The sequence below is a fragment of the Roseomonas aeriglobus genome (genome assembly GCA_016937575.1).
In the GTDB taxonomy this organism is placed as follows: Bacteria; Pseudomonadota; Alphaproteobacteria; order Sphingomonadales; family Sphingomonadaceae; genus Sphingomonas; species Sphingomonas aerigloba.
On sequence record JAFHKN010000002.1, the window covers coordinates 2,576,809 to 2,598,783 of the forward strand.

Consider the following 21,975-nt stretch of genomic DNA (forward strand, 5'->3'; position numbering starts at 1 on the left):
TGGATCGGAAAGGTTCCAGGGTCAGCGGCGCCGGCAGGCGTCCGCCAATTTTCCCCTTTCCCTTCCCGATCACTTCTTCATTCTGCTGATCTGGCTTCTGCTGCCGGGCGCCGCGCGCCTCGGCACCCGCCCGCACCGCAGTGTGGGTTTTCCCTCGACGGCCATAGACGGGTCGGTTCGCGGGGTGGGTCCCGGCGCTGCGATTCATGCTTTTTCCTCTATCACTGGCTTATCTGCTGGGGCCGCTGCTCCAATCGATCGGTGCGCGACCCGAGTGTTGCGCGCTGCGGGCATTGTAGGCGCGCATCGCCGGCGCGAACTCGGGCGGCCATGCCGGCCTCCCGGCCTCCCGGCTGGCGCGGACGGTGGCGACGACGAGATCGGAAATACGTTGATCATGCCGCCAGCCGTGCAACAGCGACGGCATCAGCATCGGGGCGCCTTGGGCGGCCATAAGCCCCCCGTCCGAGGCGAAGATAACGCGCCGCGGGTGCTTTGCCACTAGGTCGAGCAGCATCAGCAGCTGTTCGGTCGGCTTGCCGGTCGTACGGTCGAAGGCAGAGACACGAACCGCCGGACGCTCTCCGGTGAACGGTGGCAACGGCGTGCTGAGCCAACCGCCGAACCCGTCCGGGATCGCCGTTACGGGTGTGGTCGGCGTAACTCTCCTTGCCACGGTCTCCCTGGCTTTCCGATCGCGCTCGTAATGCGCGGCACGGATGCGCTGCTCGGTCCCGAACATGTCATGCTGGAATCCCTCGTCCGCCGCCCAGCGGTCGAGGCGCTTGAGGTGACTGGGGTCGAGGTCACGCGGCCAGATGCGGATGCCATGTCGGGAAAAGTCGAGCGGCCGACGATCGGCCTCGCCCAGCATTTCCGTCACCACCTTCTGCTGATCGGCACGAATTTCGCCAAGAGCCCGTTGAATTTCGGGACGAGCAAGCCACTCGTCGGATACACCCATCGCGTGTGCCTTGGCTCCATCGATGGTCAGACTGGTCCCGCCGCCATAGTCTGAGACATAGACGTCGCGGTTGCGGATTCCGTCGAGTTGAAGACGGTCGGCGGCATCGAGGAGAGGAGCGCCGTTCGCCTCGAACGGCATGCGGGGATGCGCTTCCAGCCACTCGCGCGTATCCAGCTCCGTGCGCGTCGGTGTGATATTCCGATCGTCTGACGCCCAACGTCGCCTGCAGCGCTGTCCCTGCTGGCTGACGATCGGTACTGTCCTGACCGACGGTGGTGATTGCGACTGCGCCAGCTTTACAGGCTTTGGCTCCGTTGGAGATGTTTGGACATCTTCATCCTGCAGCGCGGTCGGGCGGCTGGCTTCCTTCGCACGATTCCGCGCTGCGGCGCGCTTCTTGTCACGCTCGACGCGCGCGGCGGCGAGCGCGTGGAGCAGTTCGTCGATCTTGGCGGCGGCCTTGAGGTCAGTGTGTGAAGCCCGTGACGAGGGCACAAGCGGCGGTTTGAGCGTCCCTGCGACTTTCGCGCGCACTGAAAGCGTCGGCACTAAGCCGGCATCGGCCCGCGAGGCGATCAGCGGCGGTGCTCGTTCCCCGATCGTTTTTGCGACTTTCAGCTTGGCCAGGATAGTGACGGGCTTCGACAGAACCAAGCGGTCCGGCGGCTCAGGTTGGCGCGATGTGATGAGCGGTTGAACCGCCTCGTTCCGAAGTCGGCGGCTCGATCGTAGTGGCATCGGCGAGAAGCGCGTCGTTTCTACCGCGGGCTTCATCGGCATCGGACTAACGTGGGGTTTCTGGCTCGCCACAAGCGAAACGCGGTGGCGCGGCCCCTTTTCTCGCCCGGTCGATGCGACGAGCGGCGGCCTCTCCGGCGATATGCTCGACACTGCCAGCATTTCGTCACTGGCTTGCCTATGGCTGGAGCACTTCAGCGGCGCCAGCCCGATGCCGGGCCGCGCAGAACTCACGACGCGCGTGCGCACGTCGCCCTCGCTTCGCGCCGCCATGTTGGCGACCGCAGCGTCCCGCACTTTGGTAAGCGCAGCGATCTTCCGGTCGGCATCGCGGATCGCGCGGCGTGCGGCGTTGCGCGCGTTCTTGATGCGGTTGCGCTCATGCGCCCAGACGTTATCGCCGCGCTTTACCATCGCAGCACGCCCCTCGCCCAGATGCTCGCCAGCTTCGAGGTCGAGCCCGCGCGCGCCGTACCCCAATCCGGTGTAGCGGCGGTTGCTTCGCGCCCATTCGGCAGCCTCTGACATCGAGTGCGCCCACAGATGCCGGAGCATCTGCACGCCGTCCTTGCCATCAAGCTCACCGCGCACCTCGTCGGCGACCTCCCAGCAATAGGGCTCGACACGGCGCATCGGCCGCAGCGAGAAGGCGAGATGGGGGTGGAAGTTGCGTTCGTCGCCGCCGTCGGACGGACGATGGATGACAGCAGAATAGGGCAAGCCCAGCGGCTCCAGCACCGTCTCGCAAAAGTGCCGGAGCGCGAGGATCATCTCTTCCTGGCTCATGTCAGCGTCGAACGGCGCGATAGCGCGGATCTGGATCTTGGCGTTCTTGCGGACGCTGGCGTCCTCCATCGCTTGCCAAGCCGCACCGATCTCGATCCAGTCGTCGCCCATGTTCGAGATGATGACCGGCTCGCCCTCCGCGTCGCGCAACACGGCCTCATCGCGGACATCATATTCCCAATTGTCGCGCGCGGCTCCGCGATAGAAGTTCGGAGACTTGCGGCCGAAATAGCTCTGCTGCCAGATCACGCCGCGCATACCCCGGTCGTCGATCACCCAGGACGACGCGGCGTGGACCCTGGTGACCGTTCGGTTCGTGAGCGGCGTCAGCGTCAGACGCTTTTCGACCGGCGACGTGCGCGTTTCCGGCTTGTCCGGCCGGACGAGAACCCTAATGCGCGCCGCATAGCGGATGCGGTCGAGCTCGACCTCGGCAAGCTCCCGCATCAGCCGGCGTGCGGCGGCGCGATCCTCGAGCGCCATCTGCACTTCGACGGCTTTTTCGTGGCGCCGGATCTTGGCCTGTTTGCGCGCCTCATCGCGCGCCTGTTTCATCACGATCCGACAGTTTCTAGCGGTTGCAGGGATGCAACTGCCGTCGGGCAGGACGAGATAGAACTCTATGGGCGGCGGGGGTGGGACAGGGCCGGCGAAGCCGCCTGAATTCGACGAAGACGAATTCATTTAATGCGCCCCCCGCCCCAAAAAATGAAATCCTTGCTTCACCGGATCGGTTGAGATGGGTCCCTTTTCCGTCGCCGGCCTAACAGGAGCCCGACCACACAATGCCGACAACGTCCTCGACTGATCCGCGGTCGGAAACCGCCGGCGAGGATGGTCATGCGTTGAAAATGTGCTTCCTAGAATGATCATGCGGGCAGCATGCCGCATATGAAATCACGGGACGATGTAACGGCTGACCGACGCGGCAGCTACGCGCCCCAATATCGACCATTCGCTAACTGAAACCACATCCGCAGAAGCGGACATTCATCAGTATGGAAACGCCGGCGCGATTACCGCGCCGGCGCTAGCTCAATGATTATGCGGCGGCGGCTTCGATGATATCCGCAACCGGTGCCGGCTTCGACACGTAGATGGCATGACTGCCTGCGGCGTCGCGCACGATGGCACCAGCGCGCTTTGCCATCATCCGTTGCGCCGGCACCGTGATCATGTGAGCCTCGATCGCGACGAGATAGAAAGCCGGCTTCCCTTTCCATGCCGGGTCGGTCCCTGCCCCCTGGAGCGCATCCAGGCCCGACGGAACCTGCGAACGCGCCATAATCGCCACCTTGGCTGGCGCGACATCGGTGGCGAACTTGCCGTCCTCGCCGAAGCGGAATCGTGGGACCGCGACGCGCTCGTGGCGGACTGGGCGGTCAGCCGAGCGACCGACGCGGCCGCGCTCTTGCTGTGCAAGGCGCTGGTCCAGTTCGGCAAACGGCGGGATGTGGCTTTGCTCGACCGCATGCCGGCACCGCTCCGCTACGCCTGCGCGACGACAATCGCCGGCTGCCGCTACGAAGTGCGGCGGCGGTCGCCTCGAGATAATTGCCGCATCGTCGCCGACTTATTCGTAGTGATGGTCGCGCGGGTCGAATCCACGCAGCTTGTCGTTGTGCCGCCTTTGCCAGAATCGTTTGAGGTTCCGCAGGAACCGGCCGGTGTTGCGCGGACGGCGTTCGAATACCGGCTTGCCCAATTTGATGTCGCGCAAATGCGCGATCGCGCGATGATAGCGGATCGGGGCATGGTCGTCGAAGGTAAGGTAGATCGTCTCGCCTATCTTCTCCCAAACCAAGGCGATGCTCTTCGACGGCGCGAACTTCGCATGGCGAATGCCGTTGCCGTTATGCTTGAGCATTTGCCCGCGGCTCGGCACCGGATCGAAGTCGAGCGCACGGATCAGCTCGGCGATATCGGGGCGCCGGGCGTAGAGATCGGCCTTGACCAGGTCGCCGCCTTGCTTGTCGACGATCTCGTCGATTAGCGCGCGCAGGATGGCGAAATGCTGCGGTGCCTGCCGCTTCAGGTTCTTGAGCCAAGCCCGGCCGTAAGCGCGGTTGGCGAAGGTGATGCGCGATACGGGCACGCTCAAAGTCGCGTTTTCGCGATGCGCAACGGCGTGCTGTCCAGCACGACGATCCAATGGTCGGCCTCGTCGCGCGCGATCGCGAAGCGCCCGTAATGCGCCTGGCGATGATGGTTCGGGCACAGCACCATGATGTTGAGATGGCTGAGCACGCCGGTCCGGAGCGTCGAGACCGGGATGACGTGGTGCGCCTCGGCATAAACGGTCCCGTCGAGCTTTGTGAAGGCGCGGCCCTTGTTGCCGAGCGCCACGCAGATCTGGCAGCGCCCGCGATGCGCCGCCTTAACCGCTTGGCCGACCGGCCCGCGCTCGATCACCGTACTGACGCGCTCCTTTCGCGTCGGTGTCGCGTCAGCAGCCTCGGTTTCGAGTGCGCGCACGCCTGCCGCGTTGCGGCTGGCGCGCAGAGCGACGAGGTCCGGGCCGGTCAGTCCGAGCGCGGTCGCGATCGACACAAACACGTGGCGCTCGATCGGAATCGTGGTGCGTTGCGTCGCGTCATGAACATATTGGAACGCGGGCTCCTCGGGAAACGCTGCGGCGCTCACCGAGCGGTCGGGCTCGGTAATCACCGCAAGCCTGGCGCGGAGAGCCGGAGCGCCGTCGGCGGGGTTCTTGAAGAAGCGCGTATCGGGCTCGGCGAGGAGGGTGGGGGCGGCCAGCACCTCGACCGCGGCGATCAAAGTGGCCGGCGCGCCGCGCCGGCGATTGACGCGGATCAGGCCGAGATCGCCTGGCTGCATCTTCAGGTGGTCATCCTTCGAGACGAGATAGAGCAGCTCGCCCTCGCCTGTCGCGCGCCACCGCTCGGCATCCCACCGTCTGGGATTGCCGAGGAACAGCCAATAGCCGGTCGGTTTGTAATGTTTGGTCGAGGGCAGCGGATCGTGCAGCGCGCGGATCAGGTCGTCGTCCGACGGCGGCGCGATCGGCGGCAGCGGGTGCGTATCGTCCGGCAAGCCATGAGGGATCGCGATGCCTCGCACCGACTGGTAGCCGAGGCGCTTGAAGCCGGCCACCGCGTCATAGGTCTGGAAGCTGGTCGGCGCGATCGCCGGCCGGTGCGCCGCGGCCCACAGCGCCTTGATGTCGTACTGGACACCGTCGTGATCGATATACCAATTATCAGAGCCCCTGCCGTTCGCGTGACGGACGAGGAACTCGCGGCGGCCGAGGCGGCGCGCCTCGCGCATGCGCCGCTCGATGCTGGCCTTGGTCGGTTGGCTGGCCATGGTCGGCGCGACTCCTGTTTTGCTGGCCCGTCAGGCGCTTGCGGCGGTCAGGCAGTCGAGCATCACCGAGTCGCCCCGATTGGGCCATTTCGCCCGCAGATAGTCGCGCACCCCCGGGTCGAGCCTGAGCGTGACCCCATCATGCGTGAGGTCGTCCTCGGGCTGGTTGGCGATAAACATGCCGAAGGGATGCTGCCCGGGGAAACGCTCGCGCATCGCGGCGTACCAGGCGGCCGGCGCGAGCTGTGCCTTGGCGAACGCTTGGGGAAGGCCGAGCGCCAGAGCATGATCGGCCCATGCGTCGTACAGCGCGCCGAGCGCCTGGATGCCGACCCGCGAATGGCTGACGTCGCGCTTGACGAGATGGACCATGTCGTCGGCCGCCAGCGCGTCGCCCGCCGTCCTGACCAGCGCCAGCATGACCGGGAGATATTGCTGGGCTTGCCAATGCATGATGTTGGAGCCGGCCGCGGTCATCTGGTCGACGATCATGCGGATCGTCCAGTCGCGGCTCGGATAGTCGGTGCGCCCAAGCAGCTCTACGATCCCTTGCGCGATCGCGGCGTTTTCCCAGCCATGGGCGACCGCGAGCACGCCGCGCAGCGCCAGCACCATTGCTACCGGAAGGCGCCCGGCCGCGATGTCGGCGAGGTCGTGGTCGAGTCCGGCCGCCAGCGTCTGTTCGATTGGCGCGCGCAGCGTGATCGTCTTGCCTCTCGCGTCGGTGAGACGCCGTTCGTTGATCAGCGCCCAGGCTTGCGCCCACACCCACCACGCTTGCTGGCCGTCGGCGGTCGTTGCAACGAGTATGACGGGGACGCGGAACTGGCATGCGTAGTCGAGCCAGGCTCGCTCGACCGCGACCGAAACGTGAGCGGCGCTGGGGGCGGGCGTGGCGCCCGCCTTGATCTGCAGCTTGATCAGCTGCCCGCGCAGGACTTGGCCGTCGGGCCCGGGATCGGCGAGCTCGGCTTCGAGATCGATCCCGAAGTCACTGTCCTGCCGCCGCGCCACCCAGCGCGGATGATCGTCGATCAGGCTTTCGACGGCGCGCTCGCCGGTCCTGCCGATACGTTGGCTGGCGTTGCGGATCGGCATCCTCGCTCCTTGGTACGTCGGCGCGTCGGCGGCGACGCCGTTGTGAGAATCTAGCGGTTGCCGCAGACGACGAGCTCGTCGAACAGCGGACAGCCGTTTTTGCAGCTGGGCCGGTGGGAACAGTCGCCGCAACGGTCGGACGCGAAATAGCGCCGGAACGAGCGGACATTTTCCGAGCCGTGCCAGATATCGAGCAGTGACGTCTCGTCGCTGAGCGTGTCGCCCTCGACCAGCCCGCTTTGGAACGAGCAGGGATAGACCTTCATGTCTTCGGACACGTAGAGCGAGAACCGGCCCGCATCGCAGGCATCGACCAGCGCCTCATTGGCCTGGGTACGGGCGAACACCCCGCTCACGCAGCAGGCATCGAACCCGACCCTGAGCTTCGCGTCGGGCGCTGTCGCAAGCGCGAAGAATTCATCGAGCCGGTCGCTATGCCGGAGCATTTTTTCCTCGAAAACCTTTCGCCCCGAGGGCTTGTAGTTGAGAAAAATGAGCGCGTTGATCGGTGCGAGAAAGGCGGGCGGATCGCTGAGCCAGTCGATCGCGGTGTCGACGCTGTCGCGGTCGATAATGAAGTGGACATTGGTCTTAATGCTGTGGTCGGCGAGCAGGCGGATGGTCTCGGCGGTCTCGACATACGGCGGGTAGGCGGAGACCGCCACCGCGCCGCAGGTGCGGCGCGTCGCCGCCAATATCTCGTCGGTCAGCCCGCGCCCGTTAGTCGTGTAGTTGGGGACGATCCCTCTCGCCCAGGTATAGTCGAGGATCTCGACAAAATCGGGGTGCTGGTTGGGATTGCCGCCGCCGAGCGCGACTTGGAAGGTGCCCATTTCGGCCGCCTGGTCGATGACCCGCTTGTAATCGGCGAGCGCCATGTGCGACCCGTGCCGGGTCGAGCTTTTGTAGCAGAACACGCAGCCCTTGTCGCACCAGTTGGTGATCGAAATATCCATCAGCTCGGGGCCGTGCGGCGACCAGAACGGTTCGCGCTGGCCGGGCTCGGGGACGCGCGCGAAGAACCCGGTGCGCGCGTTGAAGAAGGTCGCATAGCCGAGATCTTTGTAGCGATTGACGCGCAAGCGCGCCTCACCAATAGTTGTCATAGGCATTGATGAAGAACCTTTCGGACTCGATCTCGAAAATCTCGGTGCACAGCGTCATCTCGGCCAGATTGTTCTCGCTGCTAAAATGGCCGATCGTAACCGTCTGTCCGTTTTCGATGCCCTTCTTCATGCGATCGAGCACGTCCGGCATATAATGTTGCCGGTCCTCGAGACGGTCGACATCCTCAACCCGCGTGAGCACGGTGCCGCGGTCGATCTGAGTCCTAAGCTCATCGAACATGCCGTTGAACAGCGGCGCAACCGGGCTGTCGGGACCGACGCCGGCCGCCGTCAGGAAATCGTCTCGCGACAACATTTCCCGGGCGATATAGACGAACGAGGTCGACGAGCTGTTCGAGACGAAGTCCATCTTAATCTTCATGACTGCCCTCCAACTTCCTTACGCAATCGATGACCGTGTCCCGGACATTGTCGTCATAGGCTTCTTCGAGCACGCCCCCGGGTGACTTGATCTTGAGGATGTGCGTCTTTTCGAGCTCGGTCGGTTCGAGATAGATTTCATGGGCCATTTCGAGATAGGCCGCGAGCGTCGGATACTCCACGCAATAATATTGATCATATTGCGCGCGCAGGTCGGTCGACCAGGCGAAGAGCTGATTGTAAACCCCCGTGAACAGTTGCGCCCCGAGCCCGGTCGGCTTGATCTGCAAGGCATCGAGAAATTCGCCGAGCGGCGGAATCCGGCGCAACGGCAAGACCAAATCCTTTTCGGTCATGCTGGGGCTCCCGCGGGTTCTGCGATGTCCGCCAATAGCGTTTGCACCGGCGCGGTTTTGGCCGGCCGGACCAGCGCCAATGCTTCGACGCAATTGGCGGCGTCCCCGGCTTCCTGGAACAACGTGGAAGCGCGCTCGCGTTCGAGCCAGCCGGCATGTGCGGCGGCGTGCAGGAAGAACGCAAGCCAATGGGGGGCGTATCGAACCAATCCTCGGCCGCCTTCGTCTTCCGCGACGTCCGTCACCAGCTCGTCGATACTTTGCCGCCACGCACGGGGGTCGTAATCGCGATGGCCGCCGAAGATCGCACGGATGAAGGTGGCGTGCTCCTCCTCGTCGAGGCCGTTCAAATGATCGATGAGGATCGCGATGTTCAACAACTCGGCTGCGTTGCGCCGGTACAGCAGAAATAGCGCGATGCGGCGGCGCCGCCGGGCCGCGCCGGCGTCCGCCAGGATGGCCTTTACCCGCGCGATGTCCTCGCTCGTCTGCACCGCGGGGGGCAGAAGATGGACGTTGAGGCTGAAATGCTCGGTGAAGTTCGTCGCGTTCTCGCAGGCCGCGATGGCGGCTGCGTTGTTCGCCCTGCGCGCGAGCAGATAGGCGTAGCGGTAGACGCCTTCATAGACAGGGCGGCCGGACAAGCGGGCCAGTATCTCGGACAGCGCCTGGGCTTGGTCGGCAGCCGCACGATCGACCAGTTGATAGGCGATTACGAAGTCCCTGAGCTCGTCATAAGTGAAGGAGATGGCGAGGTCGCCGGCTGCGGCGAGGCCGTCGCTTTCGACTTCCCGGCGGAGGATGACGTCGTCCTCGACGAAGCGCCGGACGATCTCTTGTTCCTCAAGCGTGAAATCGCGCACCGACAGCTTGGAGAAATCGTCCGCGGCGAGCATCGCCGCTGCGATCTTGAACAAGGTGGGCAAGGCCTTGGCCTGGTGCTGCTGCGGAAAGGAGTCGATCTTCTTGCGCAGATAGTCGGCGAAGAGGTCGCCTTTGTAGATGTCGGTCACATACCCGACATCGCTGCCCTCATAGCGTTCGCAGAAGATCCGTAGCAGCAACAGATCGTTTTCGAGGAACGCCTTGGCTTGCCCCTGCAGCGACCCTTTGATGCTGAAATGCGCAAGATAGGCCTTCAACAGCCGCGCCCTGCTGAGGTCGGTCATTTCAGACCGCAAGTCTTTCACGCGGTGGATATGGGCCGCGAACGGTTCGTTGAGCATCGTGGCGAAGCGCTCGTCGAAGAATTCGCTGCGGCAGGTGATGACGAGCTTGATCCAATCATATTGGCAAACCGCGCCGCAGAAGGCCTTGAGCTCTTCGTTGAAGGAGCTGAGGTCGGTTACTTCGTTGATACCGTCGATCAGGATCACGAACGGTTTTTCCACGTCGTGTGCGACATGGTCAAACAGGGTCAGATAATCGTGTAGCCTGGTGCCGTCGGGCGCATAGCGGTTGTGCGCGATATAATCGAACAGCCGCTTGCCCGGTGCGAAGCCGTTCAGCTGGCGCGCTGGTATGAACAGGCACGGAATCGCAAAGAGCCGAAACTGATTCTCGACCAGGTCGCACACAAAGTTGGTCTTACCCTGACCGGCCATGCTGGTGACGAGGAAGATCTTGTTGCGAATGAGGTCGATCAGCACGCGCGCGTCGTTCAAGCGCGATGTCAGCCCGCTGGCGGAACCCTCCAGCTGGAGTCGTGCGATCATCCAGCCCGCCGAGTCTGGGTCCGCCGGCTTGTAAGGCGCCTCACCTTCGCCGCGATACCACGACAGCGGGCGGACCTTGGCCAGCTCGACGCCGATCGAGTCGCTCGCCCGGTCGAGCCATGCGCCGAGCTCAGCGAAGCTCGCCGGCGCGGCGCTGAGCAGGCTGGCGTCGACGTCCGACACCAGCTCGGGCTGGCCTGCTATTCTCAAGCTGGCATTGAGACGATCATAGGAGAAACGGCGAAGTTTGTCCTGGATCTTGCGATAGAAGAACAACGGATTGGCGAAAAGCCTCATCTCCTCTTTGGTGGAGTATGTTTCCACGAAGATCGCCGGAATGTATTTCCGCGACGTCTTTTCCACCTCGATCTTCTCGGTCGAAAAGGCGAGAAACTTGTCGAGTTGCTCACGGAACCTTGCATTGCTGTCGCGCTTGGCCCAGCTCGCGGCGAGATACTGATCGATGGCCTCGAGCTTGCTCGTCTCGAGGTGCCGGATGCGCGCCAGCATATCGCGCCAATCGACGATGTGCTGGGCCGGGTCGAACGTGATGGCGAGCGCGGCGATCGCCAGCTCGAGCCGCTTCGCCGTGTATGACGACTGCTTCTCGGTTAGTGCGATGACGTAGAGGTGATCGAACGTATTATCCAGGCGATGCTGGTGAAACTTCTCGAGCGTCTTTTCTACCTTGCCGCTCGATCCGTCGGTGGTCACCTGGAACGCGATCCTGCTCGTCGCGCACCCCAGGTCCACGGCCGGGAAGTTGGCTCGGACCTTGTTCATGTTCTGCAAGTCAGGGCAATCGAACACCAGTTTCAGGGCCGGTATGAGGAAATCTTCGGCAACCGAGTTGATGTCGAACCGACCGACCGCGTTGAGCGCCCTGATCTCGTGCTCGAGGCGCCCGACATATTTGGCGATGTTGTTGAGGTGATCGTCGCGGTTCATCGGACCAGCAGCCGCCGCGAGCGCCGAACCTCGAGGTTGCCGTCTGCGCCGCGCTGACGCTGCTCGGTGTGCCGGTCGGCGCGAGACATTAATTCTCCCCTAAGCGCATGACTATCGTGAATGCGCGGTGCGGCGCAAGCAGGCGACCGGGTCCTAGGCTGTGCCGTTTACGGATCGGCTGGCGCCGCGCCGCTGGTGGGCGACGGTCGGGAGGCGGCCCTGCGCACATGGCGCCGAAGAGGTCGGTTCGGTTTTCATAGGATCGGACGGTGGCCGGACGAAGGTCCGCTTGTCGGCTTTCCGTTTTAAGTGCGGTCAGTCTGCAAGCGGCCCAATTCCAGTCGTATCGCTTAGAGCTTGATGCCCTGCCCGGAACGGCCGTGCGTGAAGAGCAGACGATCCATCTCGTTCGCTAATTCGACCTCCGTGGCCGATAATCGTTCGGCCCACCCGCGAACGATCCCGGGCATGTAGGTTCGACTGTCGAGTACCAGCCCCGCCCCATCGACCGCCTCCGTGATCGCGGCGGCGCGCGCCTCGTCGCAGATCAGCACGCCGCCGAGCGGCTCGTCACCGCGTTCGTCGTGCTGGCGGCGCTTGCCCAGCATCGACAGCGCGTTGGCACGGAACACCGCGAACGCCGCTGTCGGGATTGATCGCCGCGTAGTGTAGCTGTCCGGCAAAACTCCCGCAGCTCCGGCCAACGCGAATGGCGCCAAGGCCGACCAGCGCTCCGTGACGTAGCGCGCGGCGAGCGCTGGCGCCATGAACGCGTCCATCAGCCGGACCGCCGTGGCGAACGCCGCCAGTTCGGGGATACCGTAATGCAGCCGGCCGGTCGCATCGTCCTGCCGGCTCGGCACACCCAGTCGCTGCAGGTGGCGGACCCGCGCGTCGAACGCATTGCGCGCGTCGGACGACAACCCGCAGGCGTCCATCAGGACGGTGAGAGCGTCAGCAAAACTCAGGCTGAGAGCGGACGAAAGCGGATTCGGCACGATGCGGTGTGCCGCGGGACGAACGCATCGTGCAAGCAGCACCCTTGCCAATAGTTCTATAATGTCTTATAGGGCAGTTGCCATGAACCTGATCACGCACTTTCCTGTCCCGCCCGACGAGCCGGCCTCGTCGATCGTTCACGAGGCGGTCGGCCGCTTTTCGATCGAGGTCGACGCGGCATATCCTCACGTCATTTGCCTGATGGTGTCGGATATCGGGTCCGGCGGCGCGAGCAGCATCTGGACACGCCACTTCGGCGATCTCGCCGACCGTGACGCGGTGCTCGAGCGGTTCCAGACCGGCGCGCTCGATCTGACATTCCTGGCACGGGTGACCATGATCTTCGGCCCTGTCGCGATCACGGGGGCGGTCGATCGCATCGTGGACGCGGCTCGCAAGGCTCGTCGCGCACGCGCCGAGGCGGAAGCCCAGCGCCAGCGCGACCGAAACATCATCAACCTCTACGCGCCCGACACGAAGCGGGGATTCAAGCTCGAGCTCCAGCGCAAGAGCGACAGTCATGCCGAGTGGTCAGTCCGCTACGACCGCGCAAGCGAGCGCGACCGACTGTGCGACTGGTTGCGCTGGCAGAAGCCACGCTTCGAGGCCTTTCTCGGTCACGCCGCCGAGCACGGCGGCGAGGCGCTGACCCGCCTGCTCATCGACGAGATGTTCGAGACCGAGCGGCGCATCAAGAAGGATGGGCGCGGCGCGGGCGGCATGCGCCCCTTGCGGATGTGGCGGGGCGACTGATGAACGAGCTCGCAACTTTCCGCCCCGCGACGCCCGCGATGGTTGTCGGCCGCGCCTTCGACGGTGGTCCCGCACCGCTGGGCCTGAGCGAACCGTTTGCGCTTCGCGGGGGCGATCGGCTCGGCCCCGACGGCATCGCGTTCGATCTGATGCACGAGCACCAGCCGGCATTCCTGCGCTGGGTCACCACGAGCTGTCAGGCGCTCATCGCCGCCGAGCGGCCGTGGTTTCGCGGCGCGCCGATCCTGGCCACCGGGCCGGAAGGCGCGGGGCGGACCCATGCCGCGCGCCGCCTTGCGCGTGTTGCCGGGGTACCGCACGTCATCCTCAACCTGACCGATCCCGTGATCGCCGCCAACGTCGCGTCGTCGGGTCGGGTCAGCGAGGCGCTGTGGGCGTCGCCCCTCACCATCGCCATGGCGGCGAAGCGCTGCGCCAACGCTATTGCCAGCGTCGTCGGCATCGACAAGGTCGGGGACGATGTCGCCAGCGGTCTCGTGGCCATGATCGATCCCGCGACCGGCCGGTCGTGGAGTGAGGACAAGCTCGAAACCGAGATGGATTTCGGCGAGGTGACGTGGATCGTCCAATGCGACGACCTGACCCGCGTGCCCCCTGCCCTGCGCGCTCTGGCCGCGCACGTCGCGTTCTCCGAGATGCCGCGCGGCATCGAGACGACCGCCGCGCTGTCGATCTTGCTCGAGGTGCTCGACGACCTGGGCCTCGACGAAGCCGATCCGGCATTCGAGTGGACCAATGTCGCGCGAGCGCTCGGCGGCCACCCCCGCGGCGCGAAGAGCCTCTACGCCCAAATGGCTCATGCCGTCACGACGATCGCCCGCGAGGGCCAGCCATCCGTCGCGAGCGGCGGTGACGACGACGATGTCCCTTTCTGACGTTCAACAAGGAGAAGACATGATGACCTCGCCTGCCACTACTTTCGAGCCCGGCGGCCGGCCGACCGTTGCCCCGGCGCACGACGCCGTCCCGGCCGTTCGGCCGCGTCCGCATCTGTATCTCGTTGGCGAGGCCGAGCGCTCGCATCGCGCGCCGACAGCACCGGCCGGCCGGATCTCGATCCAGGTCAATGGCCGCTGGCACGCGCTGCGGGGCCGGACCATCACGTTTGCGCAGCTGCTGCGCATGGCGTTCCCCGACCGACCGCTTGCGTTCGCCCAGGCCGCGACCGTGTCGTTCCGCGGCGGCGTGGCGACGCGGCCGAGCGGCCTGATGACCCCGGGCGATGTCATCGAGGTCGCCGACGGGCTCGTCGTCAATGCCGACGCAACCTATGCCAGCTGAACAACCAGCGGCCGCAGTCGCGTCGCCGTCCCCGAGCCCATTCGTGTATGAAGACACCGCCGCGACCCGCGCCGGGCTTGCGGCGGTATCGGCGCGGCTGGCCGGCGGCAGGATCGCGATCATCGGACTGGGAGGCACGGGCTCCGAAGTGCTCGACCTCGTCAGCAAGACGCCATGCGAGCGCATCCTGCTGTTCGATGGCGATCATGTCGAGCAGCACACCGCGTGGCGCGCACCGGGCGCCATGTCGTGGGGCGATGTCATCGCCGGGCGTTACAAGGTCGAGCATTATGCCGACGTGTACCGCCGCATGCACAAGGGCATCCTGACCTACGCCGAGGATCTGACCCCGGACAACGCCTACCTGCTCGACGATGTCGACTTCGTGTTCGTCTGTGTCGACAGCGTAGGCGCGCGGGCCTTCATCGTGCCCGAACTCGAACGACGCGATCTGCCGTTCATCGACTGCGGTCTCGGGTTGCGGCTGGTCGACGACCGCGTTCTGGGACAGGTGCGCGTGACCACCAGCACACCGGCGATGCGCGCCCATGTTCATAAGGGCAACCGTATACCCGTGGCGGGCCGCGACGACGACGAACTCTATCGTAGCAACATCCAGGTTGCCTGCCTCAACCGCCTCGCCGCCACCTTGGCCGTGATCCAGTACAAGCAGTTGCGCGGCTTCTACGCCGACTCCGAGGCCGAATATCACTGTGTCTATTCGGTCGACGGCAACACCGTCGTCAACGCGGATCACGCACCGGCGTGACGATGATGGATGCGCTTACCGGTCGCGCTGCATCATCTGCTCGCCGCGCGCGGCGAGGCGATAGAGTTCGGTGATCTCGCGGCTGGTCGGGCGCCACGGGAAAGCAGGGTCAGCGCCGCGCGGAAGCGCAGCCCATGCGGCCTTCGGGATCGGCCGCAGCGGCTCCCAGGCGGTTTCGAGCTCGAGGACAGCGTCGTCGCCATCGTTCCGGACCTCAAAGACCATGAAGTCGTGCGCCGCGAAGAACGGATGGTCGACAATCTCGGCTGCCCGCCATCGGTCGTTGCTCTTGGAACTCTTCTGGAGCGCCGTGACGATCGTATCGGGCAAGTGCTGCCGGCGGAGCCTGATGGTCGCTTTGTCCCCCAGCACGGCGAAGGCCCGCACGCGGTGCGAGAGTTCGATCTGCTCGGCAACGGCCTGGCCCGCGCTGACCCTGATCTTGACCGACATCTGACCGAGATCGCGCCGCGCGCGCCGCGCGAACCGGCCAACGATCGGCGCGGCGCCGGCTTGATCGGTAAGGTCGAGGGCGTTGGCCAAGGCGCGGTCCGTACGCGACCAAGCGAGCCACCGGGCGAGCACCGACGACCCCGACACCAGCCAGAGCGGCACACCCGTCTCGCCCGCTGCGGCGATCATCGCGTTGGCACGCTCAAAAGCAATCCGCGCCTCGATCGCCGCAGCGAGACGTTCGAATCCATGCGGAAGGGCATCGCCGAACACGATCGTCAGGCCGGCGATCGTCACCGCGAACTGGTCGCCGCCCCCCGAAATCGTGACACTTGCCGGGTCGACATTGGCGAGCATCGCCTCGGCAAGCGCTCGCGGCGCCTCGCGCTTGCCGATCATCGTCTGGTTCCCGCCCCGCTCATGCCACAACGCGATAGCGCGATGACAGCAATTTTGCACATCGCAACCAGCAACCGCCGGTTACATCGTCGATCGAGTTTTGGCGCGCCACGCTTCCTCTCGGAGGCAGCGATGGCGATTGAAGAGATTCCCGACGGCTACGAGGCGCTGATCGCGACGATCGACCGCGAGGTTGCACAGCTGCGGTCGATCAAAGACAGCGAGTACGCGCGCATTACCGGGCTTGATGCAGAGCAGACAGCGCTCGGTCATCATCCGAACTACGCCGCCTATCGACACGGCGGCCTCCTGCGCGGCATGGGCGTCGCGCACATCCTCGCCCACGCGGGTTTCTATCGTCTGTGCCAGGGTGAAGCGGTCGCGCGGCTCGCCGAGGCACGGTATGACACTGGCGCCGACTGCCTGATCGTCGCCCTCGCCCATGTGTGTGAGAGCGACCCGCTCCTCGAGGTCGCCGGACTTGCCTGGCTCGATGGTCACGGCCTGCTGAAGCACGGCGCGCTCGATCCGTTCTGGATGAAGCGTCCGAAGCTCGGTCTGGGTCAGCCGGCCAAGCTCCATGGTCTAGGCGCGGCCGATGCCGATGCGCATCGCGGCCTCTACACGCTCGCTCCCGCCGAACTTCGTCGCCGCTTTAGGCATGCCGCACGCAGCTCCGCCGACACGTTTGGCGATTTGCTGCCAGGGGTAATCGCCGGGGGTGGCGCCGAGCTCGCGGCCACGGGCGCGGTGGCCAGCGAGCAAGACGCCGCCGACCGCTATTGGACGAGGTGCGCGAGCTTCGCCGCGCACCAGCGCGCGACGGGCGATCGGCGATGGCGCTGGAAACCGCCGTTGTCGCGGCAGGGTCATCATGCCCGGACGATCGCAGAGCTCAAGGAGGTCGCGATGCCGGCGGAGCAAACCCGCGGTCACGCCGCCAACTGGCTCGACGATAACGGCGCCAACCCGCGCTTCCGCCAGGATTGAGCGCTCATGTCTCGCATCACCATCACCGAGAACGGCGTCGACAAGATCGTGACCGACATCGCGCCTTACCGCGCCGAGCGCGAAAGCGTGCTCGCCAAGCTGACCGCAATCTACGCAGACTTCGAGAAGGGGCCGGTCGATGCCCTAGCCGCACGCGAGCAGGAGATCGTTGATCTCGCCAACCGCTACAATGAGCTCACCTATTTGATCGAACGGTTCGACCAGGCCGCCGTGCGCCGAGCCAACATCCTGGCCGGCTGGGAGATCGTGAAGCAGCATCGCGCCGGGGGCGGCGCGTGACGACCGGCCCCGCCGTCAATACCGACACACGCATGGTCGCGGCCGGGCTCGCCGCGAACATCGCCGTGATGCGACCGCCCATCATCACGGCGACTGGCCGCGCCGCGCAGAGCGGCCACGCGATCGTGCCGGCGGGCGGCTTGGCGCCGTTCGCGCTGCTGCCGCACGTCGACTATATCGACGATCCCGATCACCGGCCGGGCTGCGGGTTTGTCGGCGGGCGCAATTCGAGCATCGCGCCATTGCTGGCCTCCGGCGCGATTCCGGCGCAGGCGAACCGCGCAGTCGCGCTGCGTGCGTTACCCGATAACGCCGACGCCATCCTGCGCGACCTCAGACGCCGGGCTGGGCTCTGGTGCGCCCCTGGCGCATTGTTCGCACGCGCCGCCTGGACCGACACGTCCGCTGCCGCCTTCCTCAACCGTCTGCGCGAGAACGGCGACGACGCTCAACTCTTCGTCGCGCATTCTCAAGCCTCGCTCACCGCGCGCAAGATGTGGCTGGCGGTCGAGTGGGATGTTGGCGACCGATCCGACGCGCCCTTGCCGGTTGCATCGGGAGCGGTGGCGGTCGGACGCGCGCTGATCGACGCGATCGCGCTCGTCGACCGCCTGGCGACTCCGGAGCGGGAGGGCGTCAGCCGTCCGCAGCATCGCGAGACCGCGCTGGCCGCGCTAATGACCGCGTTCGGCCACTATCTGCGGCACGTGTCTGCTGCCGACAGCGGCGGCGAGCCCGCGGTCGCCAGGCGCAAGCTCAAGCGCGCGATCGCCTGGGCGCGCACCATCGTCGACGCCATTGGCGTGTTCTCGGTCGCCAGCGACCCCGATCGAAAGCGCTGGGAGCGGTTGACCGCGATGCTCGACATCGGCGAGTTGCGCGATCATGCTGGCGGGGCGGCGGCAAAGCTCGACCGCGTGTCATACCAGCTCGAGCAGCTGCGGTGCGCCGATCTCGGCCACCGCCTGGAGCGTTCGGGCTGGCGTCCGCACATCCGGCGATCGCTGCTTCGCCTGGCATCACCCAATCGACAGCTTCGCCTGGCACTGGTCGGGCGCATCCGCTGCGACCTGATCTTCACGCTCGCCGCGACGCGTCAGCTCGACCGTCTGTACCGGCTATTTCCGTGGCTGGCCGCCCCGCATGGTGCGTTCCCCGGCTGCGCCGGCGGAGCGCTCGGCGCGCTCGCCTCCCTTTACGAAGCCGCGCGCGGCGTTGAAATCGGGCTCGACATGAAGCGCCGCCTTGGCGACGTGAGCCAGAGTCCGGGCACGGTGATGCGCATGACGGCGCGTCAAGCCACGGCGGTCTATGCCCATCCGCGCCACGTCGTGTTCGCGGCCGGCCGCAACTATGCCGCCGGCGCCGCGCTGGTCGCGCAGGTCACCAGCCACGTCATGGTCAAAGCCGCGCTGGAAGGCCAGACATTCGGTAGCCTGTCGCTGGAGGCAACGCGCTACGGGCGCCTCGGCTACAGTGACGCCGTCGCGCTCAAGATCAAGCGCACGCGCGACGCCGTGGTCACGATCCAGCAGGGGCAGCCGGCGTTCGAGGTCGTGGCGCGCGACGACGACCTCATTCGCCACATGGGCCTCACGCTGGTTCGCCACTTCGGCGCGATGATCCATTCGATCTGGCCGACCAGCTATCAGCGCGGCGACTTTACGATCCACCGTACGCTCGTCCATACCGGCCGCCGGCCGCGCAAAAACAAGGATCACCGCGCCGATACCGACGGACCGTGGGACCGGTTCAGCAAGCATCGCATCCATCAGGAACTCGTCCGTTCGATGCTGCGCAACGTCGACGGCGGCGATGACGTCACGCTTCGCGACGCCATTGCGGATATCGAGACGCCCCCCGCTGACGATGGCGAATATGCGCGCGCTGCCCGCTTGAGGGACGATTCCAGCCGAAAGACGGCCGCCTGGGAAGAGCAGGACGAAGGCCAGGGGGCCGCGCGCCGTGCTGCAGAGGAGCCGACCAATATCGCCGATCGTGGCGCGATCCTGCGCGACCTCGTCGATGACGTGCGTCGCTGGCGCGAGCGCGATTCAGGCAAGCCGCAGCCCGCGCCGCAGGACAATCTGCTCGAGGACATCCTGCTCGGTCGTGCAAACATCGCCCAGCTCGCGCCGGTGTCCGACCTGTTCATTCCGGTCCTGTGGTTCGCACCGCTGATGGATCGCGACCGGCTCGCGTGGATCGCGCGCGGGATGCCGGGCCAGCACACCGGTGACGACGATGCGCCCCATGCGGCGCGCCTCAAGAGCTGGATCGCGGCGGTACGTCGCTGGTCGTGGGCGCCGTTCGTGGCTCCGATCGTGCGCGGTCGCGACGACGTGATCGCCTGCCATCTCTTTACCGGCGTGTCGCCGGTGACCGCGGACCTCGGCCATGTCCGGTGATCCGTCACGTCGGCCGACCGGGACCAGCGGCGTTCGCACGACCGGGAGTCCGAGCCGACAACCCGACAACCGATCGAATAACGGAGGCAGGCATCATGTACGTCGTCTGTGACGAGATGTGGAACAGCGTGGACGTCTATGGCCCGCGATCGGACATCGATCGCTTCAAGCGCCGCTTCATCGTGCCGGCGCCGGCCGGCAACCGGTCGCGCAGCACTTTAGCGTTTAAGCTCGACGACCTCAGCGGCGACAGCACCTGGAACTTCCGGGAATTTAGGCCGCACGAGAACGGCATTTATTCGTTCGCGTTCGACACGCTGGCGAAGTTTCCGACCTACGCTTTCGAACGCCTGACCAGGATGTTTCCAAAGCTGCATTTCGATTGCGAGTGCATCGCCGACGACGATCACCGAATGGGATACGGCTGGTTCAACACGCCCCCCGGCGGTCAGGATTTCTACGATTACTATGACGTGCCCAAAGGCTTCTGGACCAGCGGCCGCGGCAAGCGCACGCCGCCCGAAGAGCGGCGGCACATGATGGTCATCGACGCACTCAGGCAGCGGCTGCGCGATGAGGAGCGCGGAAGACACGGCGGCGACCTTCGCGACGCGAGCCGTGATGGCGAAAGGTCACCTCGATGAGCGAAGTCTGGAACAGCGTGAGGGTGTACGGGCCGTCCTCGGAGATCAGCCGATTTAAGCGGCTCTGCATGGCGCCGTCCGAAGCCAGCAACACCGGTGATCACGAGGGTTGGAATGGATGTGATTGCGTCATCACGGTCCCGGTCGATGACCCGCGCGGCAATGGCTCGGCGTTTTCAGACTATGTCTGGAATTTCCATCATGACGATGGGCCGGGCGACAATCGCTACGCATTCAACTTCGACACGGACTGCCGATTTCCGGTCGATCTGTTCGAGCGTATCGCACAGGCGTTCCCTGCGCTCGCATTCGACTGCAGCTGCATCCACAGCATGGACGAGTTCATGGGTTATGGCTGGTTCAATACGCCCGCCGGGGGAGAGGATTTCAGCCAGGATTACGATGTTCCGAAAGACTATTGGACGTCGGGAAGCGGGTATAAGCGAGGCCCGGCCGCTCAGTTAAGGCACGCGGCGCTGATCGCCCATCTCGAACGCGTTGCGCGCGAGGCGGATGATCGCTCGTAAGCTCTTATCAGGACCTGAGCGCCGGTTACATCGTCGCCGCGTTTTGTCGTCCGCATCCTCGAATCACTACCGATCGAGGATGTAACTCATGGACACCAATGAACTCCCGCTCGACGCCGTGCCGCCCAGGCGCGGCCACAAAGCCAACTATGTCGTCGAGTTGCTTCCTCACGACAGGACGACGGTGTCGCCCAAGAACCCGCGGTTCGGTTATGTCATCACCGACGACAGCATCGTGCCCCTCGTCGTGGAGCTGAAGGCGGTCGGGCAGGCGCATGACGCGATCGGCGAGCGCGGGGCCGACGGCGTCGTCGAGATTCTCGCCGGCTCGCGGCGCCGTGAAGCGTGCCGCATCCTCAACACGCCGCTTCGCGTCCGCGTATACGACAAGGGTGCGCTGACCGCCGAAGTCGCGCTCAAGATCGCCAACCGCGAGGATCGCGGCGCTCTCGAAGTCAGCCTGTGGGACAAGTCGGCATCGTGGGCGCGGATGCTCGAGGGGAAGCTCGTCGCCAGCGAAGCGCGGCTCGCGGACGCCGTCGGCGAAGACAAGTCGGCGATCAACCGCGGGCTGGCGCTGCAGAAGGCGCCTCTCGCCATCCTCGATCTCGTCGCCGACCGGCGCGCAATCTCGATGAGCCAGTGGGCCCAGCTCGCGCCGCTGCTCGAGGACAACGGTCAGCGCGACCGCGTTCTCGCCTGCGCTGCGCTGCTGGCCGGGCAGACGCTCGCCATTGCTCCGCTCGTCCGCAAGCTGACCGCCGCCGCCGCGGGCAAGAACGAGATCAGGCCGGTCGAGGTCCGGAACCGCCACGGCCGGCTGATCGCGACGATCGCTCCCGACCACCGCGGTGCCTTCAGCATCCGGGTGAAGTCGATGGCCGAGCAGCACCCCAGCTTCCGCCTCGACCATGCCAAGCTGATCAACGCCGCCTTCGTCGACGCGATCAAGGATTGGTTCGGCGACGCCTGACCCTGCCGAGCCGCCAGCACATTCAAAGGACCTCAT

General features: G+C 65.4%; 21 protein-coding genes. 10 read left to right on the plus strand and 11 right to left on the minus strand.

Going from position 1 to position 21,975, the window contains the following annotated elements; all coding sequences use genetic code 11:
- Positions 1-229 precede the first annotated feature (229 nt).
- The 10 genes from JW805_12760 to JW805_12805 form a co-directional block, all read right to left on the minus strand.
- Positions 230-3,046 carry a MobA/MobL family protein gene (locus JW805_12760; GenBank protein MBN2972888.1) on the minus strand — a complete coding sequence of 939 codons (2,817 nt, stop codon included), beginning with the start codon at positions 3,044-3,046 and terminating at the stop codon, positions 230-232.
- A 487-nt stretch (positions 3,047-3,533) separates the two neighbouring features.
- Positions 3,534-3,776, minus strand: a complete 243-nt coding sequence (locus JW805_12765; GenBank protein MBN2972889.1) for a hypothetical protein — start codon at positions 3,774-3,776, stop codon at positions 3,534-3,536.
- A gap of 288 nt (positions 3,777-4,064) precedes the next feature.
- Positions 4,065-4,586: a hypothetical protein gene (locus JW805_12770; GenBank protein MBN2972890.1), complete on the minus strand. Its 522-nt coding sequence runs from the start codon at positions 4,584-4,586 to the stop codon at positions 4,065-4,067.
- A gap of 2 nt (positions 4,587-4,588) precedes the next feature.
- Positions 4,589-5,818: a hypothetical protein gene (locus tag JW805_12775; GenBank protein ID MBN2972891.1), complete on the minus strand. Its 1,230-nt coding sequence runs from the start codon at positions 5,816-5,818 to the stop codon at positions 4,589-4,591.
- A gap of 30 nt (positions 5,819-5,848) precedes the next feature.
- Positions 5,849-6,916: a DUF4365 domain-containing protein gene (locus JW805_12780; protein MBN2972892.1), complete on the minus strand. Its 1,068-nt coding sequence runs from the start codon at positions 6,914-6,916 to the stop codon at positions 5,849-5,851.
- 50 nt (positions 6,917-6,966) lie between these two features.
- Positions 6,967-8,028 (minus strand): radical SAM protein, encoded by a 1,062-nt coding sequence (locus JW805_12785; protein ID MBN2972893.1) that lies wholly within the window; start codon positions 8,026-8,028, stop codon positions 6,967-6,969.
- Positions 8,006-8,404 carry a hypothetical protein gene (locus JW805_12790; GenBank protein MBN2972894.1) on the minus strand — a complete coding sequence of 133 codons (399 nt, stop codon included), beginning with the start codon at positions 8,402-8,404 and terminating at the stop codon, positions 8,006-8,008. Before JW805_12790 ends, JW805_12785 begins: the two co-directional genes overlap by 23 nt.
- Positions 8,394-8,759: a hypothetical protein gene (locus tag JW805_12795; protein MBN2972895.1), complete on the minus strand. Its 366-nt coding sequence runs from the start codon at positions 8,757-8,759 to the stop codon at positions 8,394-8,396. The genes JW805_12790 and JW805_12795 overlap by 11 nt, the downstream gene beginning before the upstream one ends.
- Entirely contained in the window at positions 8,756-11,422 is a 2,667-nt protein-coding gene (locus JW805_12800) for an SMEK domain-containing protein (protein ID MBN2972896.1), read from the minus strand. The genes JW805_12795 and JW805_12800 overlap by 4 nt, the downstream gene beginning before the upstream one ends.
- Positions 11,423-11,772: 350 nt before the next feature.
- Entirely contained in the window at positions 11,773-12,420 is a 648-nt protein-coding gene (locus JW805_12805; GenBank protein MBN2972897.1) for a hypothetical protein, read from the minus strand.
- A gap of 82 nt (positions 12,421-12,502) precedes the next feature.
- Between JW805_12805 and JW805_12810 the strand changes: the two genes are divergently transcribed.
- The 4 genes from JW805_12810 to JW805_12825 are packed head-to-tail and all read left to right on the plus strand — an operon-like array spanning position 12,503 to position 15,245.
- The gene (locus JW805_12810; protein ID MBN2972898.1) at positions 12,503-13,174 is read left to right on the plus strand and encodes a hypothetical protein; all 672 of its coding nucleotides are present in this window, start codon (positions 12,503-12,505) and stop codon (positions 13,172-13,174) included.
- On the plus strand, positions 13,174-14,070 hold the full coding sequence (locus tag JW805_12815; protein ID MBN2972899.1) for a hypothetical protein: 897 nt from the start codon (positions 13,174-13,176) through the stop codon (positions 14,068-14,070). Before JW805_12810 ends, JW805_12815 begins: the two co-directional genes overlap by 1 nt.
- A 22-nt stretch (positions 14,071-14,092) precedes the next feature.
- Positions 14,093-14,476 carry a multiubiquitin domain-containing protein gene (locus JW805_12820; protein MBN2972900.1) on the plus strand — a complete coding sequence of 128 codons (384 nt, stop codon included), beginning with the start codon at positions 14,093-14,095 and terminating at the stop codon, positions 14,474-14,476.
- Positions 14,477-14,519: 43 nt separating this feature from the next.
- Positions 14,520-15,245, plus strand: a complete 726-nt coding sequence (locus JW805_12825; GenBank protein ID MBN2972901.1) for a ThiF family adenylyltransferase — start codon at positions 14,520-14,522, stop codon at positions 15,243-15,245.
- Positions 15,246-15,260: 15 nt separating this feature from the next.
- Here JW805_12825 and JW805_12830 read toward each other — a convergent pair whose 3' ends face one another.
- The gene (locus JW805_12830; protein ID MBN2972902.1) at positions 15,261-16,097 is read right to left on the minus strand and encodes a hypothetical protein; all 837 of its coding nucleotides are present in this window, start codon (positions 16,095-16,097) and stop codon (positions 15,261-15,263) included.
- 132 nt (positions 16,098-16,229) lie between these two features.
- Between JW805_12830 and JW805_12835 the strand changes: the two genes are divergently transcribed.
- From JW805_12835 to JW805_12860, 6 genes are all read left to right on the plus strand, one after another.
- A complete protein-coding gene (locus JW805_12835; protein MBN2972903.1) occupies positions 16,230-17,087 on the plus strand; it encodes a hypothetical protein in 858 nt (285 codons plus the stop codon).
- A gap of 6 nt (positions 17,088-17,093) precedes the next feature.
- Entirely contained in the window at positions 17,094-17,387 is a 294-nt protein-coding gene (locus JW805_12840; GenBank protein ID MBN2972904.1) for a hypothetical protein, read from the plus strand.
- Entirely contained in the window at positions 17,384-19,795 is a 2,412-nt protein-coding gene (locus JW805_12845; protein MBN2972905.1) for a hypothetical protein, read from the plus strand. Before JW805_12840 ends, JW805_12845 begins: the two co-directional genes overlap by 4 nt.
- A gap of 95 nt (positions 19,796-19,890) precedes the next feature.
- A complete protein-coding gene (locus JW805_12850) occupies positions 19,891-20,439 on the plus strand; it encodes a hypothetical protein (GenBank protein MBN2972906.1) in 549 nt (182 codons plus the stop codon).
- A gap of 68 nt (positions 20,440-20,507) precedes the next feature.
- Entirely contained in the window at positions 20,508-20,966 is a 459-nt protein-coding gene (locus JW805_12855) for a hypothetical protein (protein ID MBN2972907.1), read from the plus strand.
- An 88-nt stretch (positions 20,967-21,054) separates the two neighbouring features.
- Positions 21,055-21,939: a ParB N-terminal domain-containing protein gene (locus JW805_12860; GenBank protein ID MBN2972908.1), complete on the plus strand. Its 885-nt coding sequence runs from the start codon at positions 21,055-21,057 to the stop codon at positions 21,937-21,939.
- Positions 21,940-21,975: the final 36 nt, after the last annotated feature.